Origin of the sequence: Luteimonas sp. 3794 (assembly GCF_031456825.1) — a bacterium.
Taxonomy (GTDB): domain Bacteria; phylum Pseudomonadota; class Gammaproteobacteria; order Xanthomonadales; family Xanthomonadaceae; genus Luteimonas.
The window spans coordinates 51,926-66,497 of the sequence record NZ_JAVDVJ010000003.1; the positions used below are offsets into that span (position 1 = coordinate 51,926).

A 14,572-nucleotide genomic window follows, 5' to 3' on the forward strand; every position below is an offset into this window, starting at 1 on the left:
ACTGGCGATGCCGGGCAGCGAACTGCATGGTGGGCTCAGTGGCTGGTTGGCCGGTGGTGGCGACGCTGGAGCCGCGTGGCTGGCGCCGGTGCTGGCGGACCCGTCGCTGCCCGCGCCTGCGCCCGGCGGTGCGCTCGATCGTCTTCGCGTGGCGACTGCTCACCAGCTCGAGGACCGCGATTTCGCCTTCGCGCTGCTGATGCCCGAAGACGGCGAAACGCTGGCGGTGCGCAGCGCCGCGCTGTTCGACTGGTGCCGCGGGTTTCTCGGCGGCTTCGGCCTGGCGGCGGGTGAGCGCGCCGGTCTGTCGGACGAGGGCAGCGAGGCGCTGGCCGATCTTGCGCGTCTGGCGGCGGCGCAGCCCGATCCGGACGACGAGGACGATGCGGTCGAAGAGGACGCATTGACCGAGATCGAGGAATTCGTGCGCGTGGCGGTGCTGCTGCTGCATGGCGACGCCGCGCTGGGGCCGCGTCACCGCAACCGGCTCAACTGACGTGGCGACGCATGCGACCGGCATCACCGCGGCGACGTACCAGAAGCGTCGCCGCCAGCTGATGCGCCTGGCCGGCGACAACGCGATCCTGGTGCTGGCCAGCGCCCCCGAGCGGGTGCGCAGCCGCGACACCCACCACGCCTATCGTCCCGATTCCGACCTCTGGTACCTGACCGGCTTCGCCGAGCCTGACGCGGTGCTGGTGCTAGTGCCGGGGCGCAAGCATGGCGAAGCATTGCTGTTCTGCCGCGAACGCGACCTGGAGCGCGAGGGCTGGGACGGGCCGCGCGTCGGTCCCGAAGGCGCGGTGGATGCGCTCGGCATGGACGATGCGTATCCCATCGACGATCTCGACGAGATCCTGCCCGGCCTGCTCGAAGGCCGCACGCGCGTCTACTACCACTTCGGTCGCGACACCGAGTTCGACCTGCAGCTGATCGGCTGGCTCAACCGCGTGCGCGCCCAGGTACGCGTCGGCGCGCAGCCGCCGCACGAGTTTCTGGAGCTGGGCCATCTGCTCGACGAGATGCGGCTGTTCAAGGACGCCGGCGAACTCAAGCTGATGCGGCGCGCGGCGAGGATCAGCGTCGACGCCCATGCTGCGGCGATGCGCGCGGCGCGTCCCGGCATCCACGAGTACGCGCTGCAGGCGGAACTCGAATACATCTTCCGTCGCCACGACGCCAGCCCCGCCTACGAGAGCATCGTCGGCGCCGGTGCCAATGCCTGCGTACTGCATTACCGCGCCAACAACGCGCAGGCGCGCGACGGTGATCTGGTGCTGATCGATGCGGGCGCCGAATATCGCGGTTATGCCGCCGATATCACCCGCACGTTTCCGGTCAACGGCCGTTTCACGCCTGCGCAGCGTGCGCTGCATGAAGTCGTTGAATCCGCGCAGCAGGCCGCGCTGGCGCAGGCGCGCCCGGGTGTGGCCTACGAGGCGGGCCACAACGCCGCGGTCGAGGCACTGACCGAAGGGCTGCTGCGGCTCGGCCTGCTCAAGGGCAAGCTGGCGAAGCACATCGCCGACGGCACGTACAAGCGTTTCTACCGCCACAAGACCGGGCACTGGATCGGCCTCGACGTGCACGATGTCGGCGATTACCGCATCGAAGGCGAATCGCGTCTGCTCGAGCCCGGCATGGTGTTCACCATCGAACCCGGCCTGTATGTGTCGAGCGACGACACGACGGTGGATGCGAAATGGCGCGGCATCGGCATCCGCACCGAGGACGACGTGCTGGTCACGAAGACCGGGCACGAAGTGTTGACGGCCGGGCTGGCGCGCACGGCCGACGAGATCGAGGACTTCATGGCGCGCTGAAGCGCCGCGGTGTGTGGGGCGTGCTTGCGCGCGATGGGGCTCTCACGGGAATGCCCATCGCGCGCAAGCGCGCTCCTACAGGTTCAGATCGTGTTCTCTGCCGCCCATGCATCGCGCGTGAGGTTCTCTGGCGCGTCGTCGGTGCAGACCACATCGTCCTCGATGCGGATGCCGCCATAGGGGCGGAAGGCGTCGATGCGGGCCTGGTCGATGCTGTCGCCGTGCCCGGCGGCCTTCAGGTCTTCGAGCAGCATGTCGATGACGTAGATCCCCGGCTCGATCGTCACCACCATCCCCGGTTCCAGCACACGGGTCAGGCGCAGGAAGGGATGACCCGCCGGCTTGGCGATGACGCCGCCGGTTTCGGAGGCGGCGAAGCCGGCCACGTCGTGGACCTGCAGGCCGATGCCGTGGCCGAGGCCGTGCGGGAAGAAGGCGGCGCTGACGCCGGTCGCGAGCGCGGCTTCCGGGGAGACCTTGATCAGGCCGAAGTCGCGGAGCACACCGGCCAGGGCGAGATGCGCGTCGAGATGCAACTGCTTGTAGTCCGCGCCGCTGCGCACCTGCGCGACCATCGCCTGCTGCGCGGCGTCGACCGCCTCGATCATCGCCTGGAACTCGCTGCCGGTATCGCTGGCGTAGGTCCGGGTGATGTCGGCGGCATAGCCGGCATGGCTGGCGCCGGCGTCGATCAGGAAGCTGTGCACGGGATCGGGCGGCAGGCGTCCCAGCTCGGTGTAGTGCAGCACCGCCGCGTGCTCGTTGAGCGCGACGATGTTGCCATAGGGAAGTTCGTTCGCATCCTGACCGGCGGCCTGGCAGTACGCCAGATGGATGCCGAACTCGCTGGCGCCCGCGCGGAACGCACGCTCCGCCGCCGCATGTGCGCGCACGGCGCGACGCGAGGCCTCGCGCAGCATCGACAGTTCGTAGGGCGTCTTGAACGCGCGGTGGTAGTCGAGGTGATCGACGACCGCCTGCGGGTTGTTCGGCTTGTAGGCACCGTAATGCCCCAGCGCGCTCTGCGGCTCACCGAGGATCGCGCAACGCGCCGCGTTCTTGGGTAGATGCTGTTGCGCGTCCTCGGGCTTGCGGATCACGACGATGTCGAAATGCTCGACCCAGTCCCCCGACGGCGCTTCCGGCACGACATGCCAGTAATCGCGCGGCTGCAGGTACACCAGCTTCGGCCGCGCACCGGGCGTCACGATGAGCCAGCTGCCCGGATTGCGCGTCAGGGGCAGCCAGGCCTTGAACTGCGGATTGACCGCGTACGGGTAATCGCGGTCGTCGAACACCTGGTAATGGAGCGTGCCGCTCGGAATGACCAGGTGCTCCAGACCCGCGCGCTCGAGCGCGGTGGCAGCGCGCGCCTGCAGCATCGCGAGGTGGTCGGCGTACAGGCTGGCGGCGGACGGTGCAGGCGTGGACATCTTGATCCCGGGGTGGCAGGTGGATCGGACTATTCTGCCGTATCGAGGGAGGGGTGTTGTGTTGCGGCCTTCGACCATTGCTTGCCGACGTGCCGCGCTTCCGCTGATGGCGCGCCTGTTGCCTTTGCTCGCCTTTCCTGGATCGGTATGCGACAGCGAACTCACAGACCCGGAGGGCGCCGCCCATGGACGGGCGGCGTTTTCCGATCGAGGCAAGATGCCGAGTCGGAAAATCCCGGTGCGCTAAGAGCCGCGGGCTTCGGACGCGTCGGTGGAGACGTTTTTCTTTGGTTCCGTTTCTTTTGGCGTCAACCAAAAGAAATGAACTCGGCCGCGACAGCGGACGAAAGCGTTTGATCTACGCCTGTGCGTTTGCCTCCCGCAGGAGAAGCAACATCAAACGCTTTCACTCGCCTAGCGGCGAGCCGGTTCATTTCTTTTGCTGGCCCAAAAGAAAGGGAACCAAAGAAAAGGGCCAGCCCCGACGAAGCAAATCCGGCCAGCCATTCGTTCCGGGATTTTTCGACTCGCCATCCTGGCTCGGTCGAAAAACGCCGCCCATCCATGGGCGGCGCCCAATGGGTCTGCTCACATGGGCCATTGCGTCTAGACGAAAAAAAGCTGGCGCAGTGCGCCGCGACGCCAAACGTCAGGCGTAATGACTTCCCGGCGCATTGACCCACCCTTGCAGCCGATGCGCCAGCGACGGCGTCGTCGCGATGAAGCGGAAGCCTGCCCAGCTGGCGCCTGCAAGCGTCGCGTCGTCGAGCCACAACAGATGGGCGCCGATTTCGATGGGTGTGTCGGGTGCGTCGGGCAGGGTGAACGACAACTGGTAGAGCGCGTCCTCGACGAAGGGTTCGCTGGCGATCAGCAACATGCCGGTTTCCGACAGATTGCCAATGCGGCCGACGACGCGCGCCGTCATCGCATCGGTCACCAGGATGATGTCGGGTGCCTTGCGGCGCTTGGCGCGGCGGAACTCCTGCATCATGCCGTGACCTCCGGTGCACGGCCTTCGCTGCGGCCGGCGAAGCTGCGCAGGGCGCCCATCGCGGCCTGCCAGGCACGGTCGACGAGATGTCCGCGGTCGGCGGTGACCACGCGTGCATTGCCGGTCGCCATCAGGCGCGCGACAGCATCAAGTGACTGTTCGCCGGTGCGCTGGCCGCGCTGGTTGACGAACAGCACATGGTCGGTGATCGGGCTGTACCAGGACATGCGCCGGCGCACGATGTCCCCCTGCTGATTGGTGGTGAATTCGATCCAGGTGCCGAACGGCAGCGTGCGCAGGTAGTCGTACTGCACCTGCTCCTCGCTGGAGCGGACCGGTGGTTTCTCGCGACGCGCGGCGCCTGCCTCTTCGCCCAGGCGTGCCCGCGCCTTGAGCTTCATCGCCAGTTCGGTGCGTGAGGCCGCATCGACTTCGTCGCTGCGATGACTGGTCAGGCGCTGGGCGATCACCGTGGCCTCTTCACCGTGGTAACCCACCTGGCTGAGCGCGGATTCGACATCCGCTTGCAGCGCTTCGTCCGCGCACGGCGTGGTGTCGAGCGAGGCGTCGACGATGCGCCGGGTCATCGCCAGTTGCCGGCCGGCTTCGCTGGAGGATTCGCCATGGCGCAGCAGGGTCAACGTGAGCACGTCGGCCCAGGCCTGGTCGAGCAGGGCGCGGGAGAACCGCGGCAGGCGCCGTTCTCCGACGATGTCCTGCATCAGTTCGTCGGCCCGCGCCCGCGCGGCGACCAGCTTTTCGCGGCCGCGGGCGGCTTCGATGTGGCGACGTTCCTGTAGCTCGGCGGTGCGTGCCTGGGTCTGCAGCTGCGCCTGGACGCGCGCATTGCCCTCGGCGAACACAGCGACGTCGCCTTCGTAGTTGTCGACGACGAAGGCCACTGCAGCGCGCAGCGCGGCTTGCACGCGCGGATCGAAAGCGGTGTCGTCATGCCAGTTGGCGGCGCTTTCGGCGACGGTATTGAGCAGCTGCCGCGCCGGATGATGCTGGCGGGTAAAGAACGAATGATCCTGCAGCGCTGCGCGCAGGACCGGAATCTGCAGTTCGCGGACCAGGGGCGCGGCAGGCGCCTCGCTGCGGATCTCCTCTTCGATGTGCCCGTAGAGCATGCCGAGCAGCTCGAAGGCGTCCTCGTCCTGCGGCGCCAGGCTCGCACCTTCGCCGCTGCGCTGACGTGCCTGCGCCAGCAACGAACGCCGGATGTCGACCAGGCTGCGTGCGCCGGCCTGGGTCGGCTGCAGCAGGCGCAGCGCATCGGAGACTTCGCTGGTCGCAAGCTGGCGCCGCGGCAGCGGTGCGTCCGCACGTGGCTGGAACTTGCGCAGCAATTCGCGACGTCCCGACATCAGCGCCTGCAGCCGTGCGTAGGCCGCTTCGTGCGACGCCGCATCGTCCTTGTCGTCGTCAGCCGTCTCGGCTTCGCCCCAGTCGGTGTAGGGGCGTTGCGCTTCGTCGATCTGCGGACGCCCGGTCGCGGCCGGGTCGGCACTGTGTGTCATGGGCGAGGCCTCCCGGGTGTCGACAGCCTCGGCACGTGCGCGCATCGGCACGAACGTCAGCGCAGGCAGAATCCCGTCCTCGGCGAGTCGGGCGTCCAGGCGTTCAAGGATGCGGGCGTAGCCGGGCATCACCACGCGGTCGAACATGCGGTACAGCAGCAGCCGCGCGTCGTGCTCGATCTCGAGCGCGCGCGCGGCCGACGCGATCGCCCGGCACAGGCATTGCGGCCCCAGCGGCAGTCGTTCGGCGTCGAATGCGGGCGCGGCGGCAAGCACGCCGAAGCGCTGGCCCAGCAGGTGCAGCGAGAGGTTCGCGCGCCCTTCCTGGCGACTCGCGATCTCGCGCAGCACCGTGCCCTCGTCCATCACCGTGTCCTCGACCAGGCTCAGCGGTCCGAACGATGTGGCCTCCGCCGCGGCGGGGGACGGCGCCGGCGCAGGCGCGCGCAACCCGGCGAGCGCGCCCTCGAGCGCAAGCAGGAAACGCGGTACGAGGTCGGCGCGGTTGGCGCGAAACGCGCGCAGGGTGGCCATGTACGCCGACTCCAGGCCCGGGTTGCGGGCATGGTCGGCGAGACGGAACAGCTCCTGCTCGAATTCCGAGACCAGGCTGGACAGGCCGACATCGAGCTCGGTGGAGACGAGGTTGAGGGCGCGTTCGAGCGTACGCCGCACGCGCGGCGGCAGGCCGGCCGCAGCGAGCGAGCGGGGCGGGAGGGAGGCAGGTGCGGTCGCGGGCATTCCGGTTGCCGAACTGGGCATTGGTCACATTCTTTAGCATGCGCGCGATGGCTTCACCACCGGATTCGACTGCGGCGATGCCGGCGGCGCGTGGATGAGGGATTCAGCCCGCAACAACGGCCGCATCGGCCAACACCGGCCATCCGCCTGCTGCGGCGCCGCAGGCAGCCGCGCGTTCGGCTCAGTCCTCGAGGAACAGGGCGACGACGTCGTTGGTGAAGCGCCGGCCGAGTTCGGTCGGCACGATCCGGTCGCCATCGCGTTGCAGCCAGCCTCGGTCGATCGCGACCGCGAGCGGCGCCTCAATGACCGTGGCCGTCAATCCGGTCGTGGCTTCAAAGCCGGACAGCGCGAATCCATCGACCAGACGCAGCGCGTTGAGCATGAACTCGAACGGACGACGCGCCGGCGTGATGCGCTCGTCGCCGCCGATGCCCGCCGGCGTGCCGGCGCCGGCCAGCCACGCCACGGGATGCTTGGACTTCCAGCGGCGCAGGATCGTCTGCTCGCTGCCCAGGGTGAGCTTGCCGTGCGCGCCGGCACCAATGCCGAGGTAGTCGCCGAAGCGCCAGTAGTTGAGGTTGTGCGCGCACTGCCGACCGGCGCGTGCATACGCGGAGACTTCGTATTGCGCATAGCCGGCATCTGCCAGCAGCGCCTGGCAGTGCTCCTGCATGTCCCAGGCAAGATCGTCGTCGGGGATGCCGGTCGGCGGGCGCGCGGCGAACACCGTGTTGGGTTCGAGCGTGAGCTGGTAATGCGAGATGTGCGTCGGCGCGAGATCGATCGCGCGCAGTACGTCGGCCTCGGCCATCGCCAGCGTCTGGTCGGGCAGGGCGTACATCAGGTCGAGATTGAAATTGTCGAAGCCGGCGTCACGGGCCAACTCGACGGCGGCAGCCGCCTGCGCGCTGTCGTGGATGCGGCCGAGTTTCTTGAGCGTGGCGTCGTCGAAGGTCTGGATGCCGAAGCTGATCCGGTTCACGCCGGCGCGCCGGTAATCCTCGAAACGGCCGTGCTCGGCGGTGCCGGGATTGGTTTCCAGCGTGATCTCGGCCTGGGGCGCGAAACGCAGCCGCGAGGACGCGCCCTGCAGCAGGCGTTCGATCGCATCGGCAGGAAACAGGCTCGGCGTGCCGCCGCCGAAGAACACGCTGTGCACCGTGCGGCCCCAGACCAGCGGCAGGTCCTGGTCGAGATCGGCCAGCAGTGCGTCGACATAGGCGTCGAACGGTGGCGTGCCGCCCTTGAATTCGTGCGAGTTGAAATCGCAGTACGGGCATTTGCGCACGCACCAGGGCAGGTGCACGTACAGCGAAAGCGGCGGCGGGATCAGCATCGACAGAAGGTCATGGCGGCGGGCGGCATGCGTAAGTGCGCGCGGCAATCGATCAGGCGAGCAGGCCGGACAGCGCCAGCCGGTCACGCAGCGTCTGCAGCGCCAGTGCGCGGTGGCTGATGCGGTTCTTCTGCTCCGATGGCATTTCCGCCGCGGTCAGACCGTGCGCGGGATCGAGGAACACCGGGTTGTAGCCGAAGCCGTTGTGACCGCGGGGTGCCTCGAGGATGCGACCTTCCCAGCTGCCTTCGGCGATCAGCGGCTGCGGATCGTCGGCGTGGCGCAGCAGCACGATCACCGCATAGAAGCGTGCGCCCCGCCGCGCTTCGGGCAGTCCGTCGAGTGCCTGCAGCAGCTTGACGTTGTTGGCGGCATCGTCGGTCGGGCTGCCGGCGTAGCGCGCGCTGTAGAGCCCGGGCGCGCCGCCGAGCGCATCCACGATCAGGCCCGAGTCGTCGGCCAGCGCCGGCAGGCCGGTGACCTTCGCTGCATGCCGCGCCTTAATCAACGCGTTTTCGACAAACGTGGTGCCGGTTTCGGGCACATCGTCCACGCTCAGTTCGCGCTGCGGCACGATCGTCAGTGGCAGATCCGCGAGCATCGCGCGCAGTTCAACGAGCTTGCCGGCATTGCCGCTGGCCAGGACGAGCGTCTTCATGCGGCCGGCTCCAGCAGGTCCCACTTGGTGCCGTAAAGATCGACAAAGACCGCGACGGTGCCGTAGGGCTCGACACGCGGCGTCTCAAGGAACGTCACGCCGGCGGCGGTCATCGCGGCGTGGTCGCGCCTGAAGTCGTCGGTGTAGAGAAAATGGTCGACGCGGCCGCCGGTCTGGTCGCCGATGCGCGCGCGCTGCGCCGCATTGGCGGGCTGCGCGAGCAGCAGCGACACGTCGTCCGCATCGCCGGGGCCAATCCGGACCCAGCGTTTGCCGCCGCCGAGCGGACGATCCTCGAACACCCGGAAGCGCAGCGCACGCGTGTACCAGTCGATTGCCGCGACGTAGTCGGCCACCAGCAGCGTGGTCAACGCGATGCGCCGCTTCGCGCGTCCGGATGTCATCCCGCGAGCGCTTCGCGCTGCAGGGCGACGAGCTGGGCGACGCCGGTTTCGGCCAGCTGCATCATCGCGTCCATCTCGGTGCGACGGAACGCGTGGCCTTCGGCTGTGCCCTGGACTTCGATGAAGCCACCGCCGTCGTTCATCACGACATTCATGTCGGTGTCGCAGTCGCTGTCTTCGGCGTAGTCAAGATCGAGCACCGGCACGCCGCGGTAGATGCCGACCGACACGGCCGCGATCGCGCCATGCACCGGGTCGCGGGTGATTTCGCGGCGCGCGCGCAACACGCCGATCGCATCCACCAGCGCGACGTAGGCGCCGGTGATCGCGGCGGTGCGGGTGCCGCCGTCGGCTTGCAGCACATCGCAGTCGAGCGTGATCGTGCGTTCGCCGAGCGCCTTGCGGTCCACGCAGGCGCGCAGGCTGCGGCCGATCAGACGCTGGATTTCCAGCGTGCGGCCGCCCTGCTTGCCGCGCGAGGCTTCACGGTCGTTGCGGGTGTTGGTGGCGCGCGGCAGCATGCCGTACTCGGCCGTCACCCAGCCCTCGCCCTTGCCGCGCAAAAAGCCCGGTACGCGGTTCTCCACGCTGGCCGTGCACAGCACGCGGGTGTCGCCGAAGCTCACCAGCACCGAACCCTCGGCATGGCGGGTGAAGCCGCGTTCGAAACGGACGGCGCGAAGATCGGCGGGCGCGCGACCGCTGGGACGGGAGAAATCGGACATGGGGGAGGGCCGGAAGACGGCTGCCGATTCTATCAGTGGCCTGCACGCGCCCATCCCGAACGTCCGACCACGCGCCGCGGCTGAGGCATACTCGTCCGCCGTTTTCCGCAGTGAACGTGCCGATGATCCGCAGCATGACCGCCTTCGCCGCCGGCGAGCGCAGCACCGAGTGGGGCACGCTGGCCTGCGAACTGCGCGCCGTGAACCACCGCTTCCTCGAACTCGGCACGAGGATGCCCGAGGAGATGCGTGCGGTCGAGCCGCTGCTACGCGAGCGCATCGCCACGAGAGTGTCCCGCGGCAAGGTCGATGTGGGCCTGCGCCTGCGCAGTGCCGAAGGCGGTGGCGAGCTGCAGCTCAACCAGGCGCTGCTGACCCAGCTGCAGCACCTGGCCCAGGACCTGCGCGGTGGATTCCCGGAACTGCGGGCCAGCCTGACCGATCTGCTGCAGTTCCCCGGCGTGCTGCAGTCGCGGGGCGTCGATCCGGCAGCGCTGCAGGTCGAAGTGCTGGCGCTGCTCGACAGCGTGCTCGAGGATTTCGTCGCCGCGCGCGAGCGCGAGGGCGGCAAGCTGGTCGCGGCGATTCTCGAGCGCGTCGACGGCATCGCCGCGATCGCCGCCGAGATCCGCCTGCTGATGCCGCAGATCGGTGAAGCCCAGCGCGCAAAGCTGCAGGCGCGGCTCGACGATCTGCCGCATCCGGTCGAGCCCGGTCGCATGGAGCAGGAACTGGTGCTGTGGCTGCAGAAGCTCGACGTGGACGAGGAGCTCGACCGCCTCGACAGCCACGTCGTGGAGATCCGCCGGGTGCTGACCCAGCGCGAGCCGCAGGGGCGTCGTCTCGATTTCCTGCTGCAGGAATTCAACCGCGAAGCCAACACCCTGGGCTCGAAGTCGGTCGACCGCCGCAGTTCGCAGGCGGCGATCGAGCTCAAGGTGTTGATCGACCAGATCCGCGAGCAGGTCCAGAACATTGAATAGTCGGGATTCGCGGGTCTTGGTGAGTGATTCGAAAGAGCAGGTACGATGACCGCCCTGTTGACCGACATACGGCCGTCCGTGTCGCCCACTTTCCAAGCCCCAATCGCGAATCCTGGCCCCATGCGCGGCACGCTGTTCATCGTGGCCGCGCCCTCGGGCGCCGGAAAATCCAGCATCGTCAACGCCTGTCTGGCGCGCGATCCGGACATCGCCCTGTCGATCTCGTTCACCTCGCGCCTCGCGCGCCCGGGCGAACGCCACGCCGAGCACTACCATTTCGTCGGCAAGGACGTGTTTCAGCAGATGATCGATGCCGGCGATTTCTTCGAGTACGCCCAGGTGCATGGCGACTGGAAGGGCACCGCGCGCCAGTCGGTGGAGCCGCAGCTCGCCGCCGGCAAGGACGTGCTGCTGGAAATCGACTGGCAGGGCGCGCGCCAGGTGCGCGAGAAGGTGCCCGAGGCCGTGAGCGTCTTCATCCTGCCGCCGTCGCGCGAAGCACTGGACCAGCGCATGCGCAAGCGCGGCCAGGACAGCGAAGCGGTGATGGCCCAGCGCCTCGCCGCCGCGCAGGAAGAGATGTCGCACTACGACGAGTTCGACTTCGTCGTGGTCAACGAGGATTTCGACACCGCCGTGGCCGAGATGTGCGCGATCTTCCGCGCCAGCCGCCTGCGCCGCGAACGGCAGGCCGAGCGCCACGCGGCGTTGATTGCGCGCCTGCTGCGCGAAGGCGCGCCTGCACCGGTCTCGGGCGCTCGCTAACTGATTGATTCACATAGCCGGCGCTTGCGCCGGGACCGGTCGGGCGCTACGATGCGCGACCCTTTTTCGTCAATTCGCGCGGCCGCTCCGGTCGCCGGGAGCCCGTATGGCCCGCATCACCGTAGAAGATTGCCTGGAAGTCGTCGACAACCGCTTCGAGCTGGTCATGTTGGCCGCGCGCCGCGCCCGCCAGCTCGCGAATGGCGTCGAGTCCCAGCTCGACAACAGCGAGCACGACGACAAGCCGACCGTGCTGGCACTGCGCGAGATCGCCGCGCGCCGCATCGATCAGCCCTTCATCGAGGCCGTCGACAAGTCCGAGCGCGAGCGCAAGGAACGCGAGGCGCTGGAATGGGCCGCAGCCGAAGTCGTGGCCGACGACGACATGGGCAAGGGCGACGACCTCTGACCTGCCTGCCGCGGCGCGCAGGCGCGCGGCTCGACAGATTCACCCACGACCCCGCTCCGGCGGGGTCGTTGCGTTTGCAGCGGTCGCCCGGCCGCCTGTCGCAATGGTTCCAAAACCCCGACCGTGCCCGTAGGCTTCGTGGATGACACCTGCCGTACCCGCCGCGATTGCGCCCGCACTGCCCGACGCCCCCGCTGACGGCGCGGTGCCCGAGTACATGCGTGTGCTCGAGCGGGCGGCGCAGTACCTGCCCGAGGAGCAGCGCATGCAGTTGCGCCGGGCCTGGTCGGTGGGCGATGCCGCGCACGCGGGGCAGATGCGCAAGTCGGGCGAGGCCTACATCACCCACCCGGTTGCGGTGGCGGTGGTGCTGGCCGAGCAGAAGGTCGACATCGAAACGCTGGTCGCGGCGATCCTGCACGACACGATCGAGGACACGCCGCTGACGCGGGAGGCCCTCGCCTCGGCGTTCGGCGAAACCGTCGCCGAGCTGGTGGAAGGTGTCACCAAGCTCGACAAGCTCAACTTCGGCAGCCGCCAGGAAGCGGACGCCGAGAGCTTCCGCAAGATGATGCTGGCGATGGCGCGCGACCTGCGCGTGATCCTGATCAAGCTGGCCGACCGCCTGCACAACATGCGCACCCTCGGCGCGCAGCCGGGTCCGTCGCGCGAACGCATCGCCCGCGAGACGCTCGACATCTACGCACCGATCGCCCAGCGCCTGGGCATGAACAAGATCAAGGCCGAGCTGCAGGATCTCGGCTTCCATGCGCTGTATCCGATCCGGCACACGGTGCTGGAGAAGCGCATCCGCAACCAGCCGCTGGTCAGGCGCGAGGCGCTGGCGAGTATCGAGGCGCAGCTCGCGCAGCGGCTTACCAGCGCAGGGCTGCAGTACCGGCTGGTGGGGCGGGTCAAGTCGCCGTGGAGCATCTACAACAAGATGCAGGGGGAGGGGAAAACCTTCACCCAGGTCATGGATGTGTTCGGCTACCGGATCATCGTGGGCAATGCGGCCGACTGTTACCACGCGCTGGGCATCGCGCACTCGGTGTTCAAGCCGCTGGACGGCCGCTTCCGCGATTTCATCGCCATTCCCAAGGCCAACGGCTACCAGTCGTTGCACACGGTGCTGTTCGGTCCCTACGGCGCGCCGATCGAGGTACAGATCCGCACCGAGGAGATGGACCTGATCGCCGAGCGCGGGATCGCCGCGCATTGGGCATACAAGCACGGCGGCGAAGGTCCGAACAGTGCGCAGTCGCGCGCGCACACCTGGATCGCCGGGCTGCTCGAGTCGCAGCGCGCAACGGGTTCGTCGCTGGAATTCCTCGAGAACGTCAAGGTCGACCTGTTCCCGGACGAGGTGTACCTGTTCACGCCCAAGGGCGACATCATGTCGCTGCCGCGCAATTCCACCGCGCTCGATTTCGCCTACGCCGTGCACACCGACGTCGGCAACCGGGCAGTGGCTGCGCGCGTCGACGGCAAGCTTGTGCCACTGCGCACGATGCTGGTCAGCGGCCAGCGCGTGGAGATCGTCACCGCGAGGTCGTCGATGCCACGTCCGCAGTGGCTCGAGTTCGTCGTCACCGGCAAGGCCCGCACCTCGATCCGTGCGCAGCTCAAGCATCTGCAGCACGAGGATGCGGTGCAGCTCGGCCACCGCATGCTCGACCGCGCCCTGGAGATGCTCGGCACCTCGCTCGACAGACTGCCGCAGGCGCACCTCGACGCGTACCTGGTGGATGCGAAGTATCCGCGGCTCGAAGAACTCATGGCCGACATCGCACTGGGCAACTGGATGCCAGCCCAGGTGGCCCTGGCGCTCGCGCAGCATGAAGGCGGCGTGCCGACCGAGCAGATGGCGCGCGCCGGCGAGACGATCCGCATCCGCGGCGACGAGCGCGGCGTGATCACCTTCGCCAATTGCTGCATGCCGATCCCCGGCGACGACATCATGGGTTACCACACCACCGGCCGCGGCATCGTCGTGCACCGGGTGGATTGCCCCAACGTCGCCGAGTTCCGCAAGTCGCCCGAGCGCTGGGTGGCGATCGACTGGGACCGCGAGGTCGTCGGCGACTACAACGTCGCCCTGCGCATCGAGGTGGAGAACCATCCGGGCGTACTGGCGCAGGTGGCGGCGGCCATCGCGCGCGTGCATTCGAATATCGATGGCGTGGATTACCTGGAACGCGACAGCACCATCGCGGCGATCCGTTTCTCGATCGAGGTCAAGGGCCGCAAGCACCTGGCTGATGTGATCCGCCGGATACGCCGTCTGCCGGTTGTGCACGGCGTCCAGCGGATGTAATCCGATCCGCGTCAGCGCGGACGCCCGCTAGAATGCGGGTTTTCCCGCTGCCGGAGTTCCGCCATGCCCCGCACGCCCGTTTCCACGCCCGACGCACCCGCCGCAATCGGCCCGTATTCGCAGGCCGTTCGTGCCGGCGACACCGTGTATTTTTCGGGGCAGATCCCGCTCGATCCCGCCACCGGCGAGATCGTCGCCGGTGACATCACCGCCCAGGCGCGGCGCGCGTTCGAGAACCTCAAGGCCGTCGCCGCTGCGGCGGGCGGCAGCCTCGACGACATCGTGCGCGTGGGACTGTACGTCACCGATCTGGGCGAGTTCGCCCAGGTCAATGCGGTGATGGCCGAATATTTCGCATCGCCGTATCCCGCACGCTCCACCATCGAAGTGCCAGCGCTGCCGAAGGGTGCGCGCTTCGAGGTCGACGCGGTGATGGTGCTCGGCTGAGTCACGCAGCGCCC

The 14,572-nt window shown here is 68.2% G+C and carries 14 protein-coding genes; 7 read left to right on the forward strand and 7 right to left on the reverse strand.

Annotated elements, in window-relative coordinates; genetic code table 11:
• Positions 1–7 precede the first annotated feature (7 nt).
• Together J2X52_RS06425 and J2X52_RS06430 are read left to right on the forward strand one after the other, a co-directional pair.
• Positions 8–496, forward strand: a complete 489-nt coding sequence (locus J2X52_RS06425) for a UPF0149 family protein (RefSeq protein ID WP_310151176.1) — start codon at positions 8–10, stop codon at positions 494–496.
• Complete coding sequence (locus J2X52_RS06430; protein ID WP_310150432.1) at positions 450–1,823, forward strand: aminopeptidase P N-terminal domain-containing protein; 1,374 nt, start codon at positions 450–452, stop codon at positions 1,821–1,823. Before J2X52_RS06425 ends, J2X52_RS06430 begins: the two co-directional genes overlap by 47 nt.
• Before the next feature lie 83 nt (positions 1,824–1,906).
• Here the strand turns inward: J2X52_RS06430 and pepQ are convergent, their stop codons facing one another.
• The 7 genes from pepQ to rph all read right to left on the reverse strand — a co-directional run bounded on the left by pepQ (position 1,907) and on the right by rph (position 9,637).
• Entirely contained in the window at positions 1,907–3,256 is a 1,350-nt protein-coding gene (pepQ, locus tag J2X52_RS06435; protein WP_310150435.1) for a Xaa-Pro dipeptidase, read from the reverse strand.
• A gap of 649 nt (positions 3,257–3,905) precedes the next feature.
• Positions 3,906–4,247: a PilZ domain-containing protein gene (locus J2X52_RS06440; RefSeq protein WP_310150438.1), complete on the reverse strand. Its 342-nt coding sequence runs from the start codon at positions 4,245–4,247 to the stop codon at positions 3,906–3,908.
• Positions 4,247–6,511: a DUF1631 family protein gene (locus J2X52_RS06445; protein WP_310150442.1), complete on the reverse strand. Its 2,265-nt coding sequence runs from the start codon at positions 6,509–6,511 to the stop codon at positions 4,247–4,249. The genes J2X52_RS06440 and J2X52_RS06445 overlap by 1 nt, the downstream gene beginning before the upstream one ends.
• 181 nt (positions 6,512–6,692) lie before the next feature.
• On the reverse strand, positions 6,693–7,856 hold the full coding sequence (gene hemW / locus J2X52_RS06450; protein ID WP_310151180.1) for a radical SAM family heme chaperone HemW: 1,164 nt from the start codon (positions 7,854–7,856) through the stop codon (positions 6,693–6,695).
• 46 nt (positions 7,857–7,902) lie between these two features.
• Complete coding sequence (gene rdgB / locus J2X52_RS06455) at positions 7,903–8,508, reverse strand: RdgB/HAM1 family non-canonical purine NTP pyrophosphatase (RefSeq protein ID WP_310150444.1); 606 nt, start codon at positions 8,506–8,508, stop codon at positions 7,903–7,905.
• On the reverse strand, positions 8,505–8,912 hold the full coding sequence (locus J2X52_RS06460; protein ID WP_310150447.1) for a VOC family protein: 408 nt from the start codon (positions 8,910–8,912) through the stop codon (positions 8,505–8,507). Before J2X52_RS06460 ends, rdgB begins: the two co-directional genes overlap by 4 nt.
• Positions 8,909–9,637 (reverse strand): ribonuclease PH, encoded by a 729-nt coding sequence (rph, locus tag J2X52_RS06465; RefSeq protein WP_310150449.1) that lies wholly within the window; start codon positions 9,635–9,637, stop codon positions 8,909–8,911. The genes J2X52_RS06460 and rph overlap by 4 nt, the downstream gene beginning before the upstream one ends.
• A gap of 122 nt (positions 9,638–9,759) precedes the next feature.
• Here rph and J2X52_RS06470 point away from each other — a divergent pair, with 122 nt between their 5' ends.
• The 5 genes from J2X52_RS06470 (at position 9,760) to J2X52_RS06490 (ending at position 14,558) form a co-directional block, all read left to right on the forward strand.
• The gene (locus J2X52_RS06470) at positions 9,760–10,620 is read left to right on the forward strand and encodes a YicC/YloC family endoribonuclease (RefSeq protein ID WP_310150452.1); all 861 of its coding nucleotides are present in this window, start codon (positions 9,760–9,762) and stop codon (positions 10,618–10,620) included.
• 120 nt (positions 10,621–10,740) lie between these two features.
• Positions 10,741–11,385, forward strand: coding sequence for a guanylate kinase (gmk, locus tag J2X52_RS06475; protein WP_310150455.1), 645 nt, complete (start codon positions 10,741–10,743; stop codon positions 11,383–11,385).
• Positions 11,386–11,491: 106 nt separating this feature from the next.
• Positions 11,492–11,794 (forward strand): DNA-directed RNA polymerase subunit omega, encoded by a 303-nt coding sequence (gene rpoZ, locus J2X52_RS06480; RefSeq protein ID WP_310150458.1) that lies wholly within the window; start codon positions 11,492–11,494, stop codon positions 11,792–11,794.
• 142 nt (positions 11,795–11,936) lie between these two features.
• Entirely contained in the window at positions 11,937–14,111 is a 2,175-nt protein-coding gene (locus J2X52_RS06485; RefSeq protein ID WP_310150460.1) for a bifunctional (p)ppGpp synthetase/guanosine-3',5'-bis(diphosphate) 3'-pyrophosphohydrolase, read from the forward strand.
• A gap of 63 nt (positions 14,112–14,174) precedes the next feature.
• On the forward strand, positions 14,175–14,558 hold the full coding sequence (locus tag J2X52_RS06490) for a RidA family protein (RefSeq protein ID WP_310150462.1): 384 nt from the start codon (positions 14,175–14,177) through the stop codon (positions 14,556–14,558).
• The last annotated feature ends 14 nt before the right edge of the window (positions 14,559–14,572 follow it).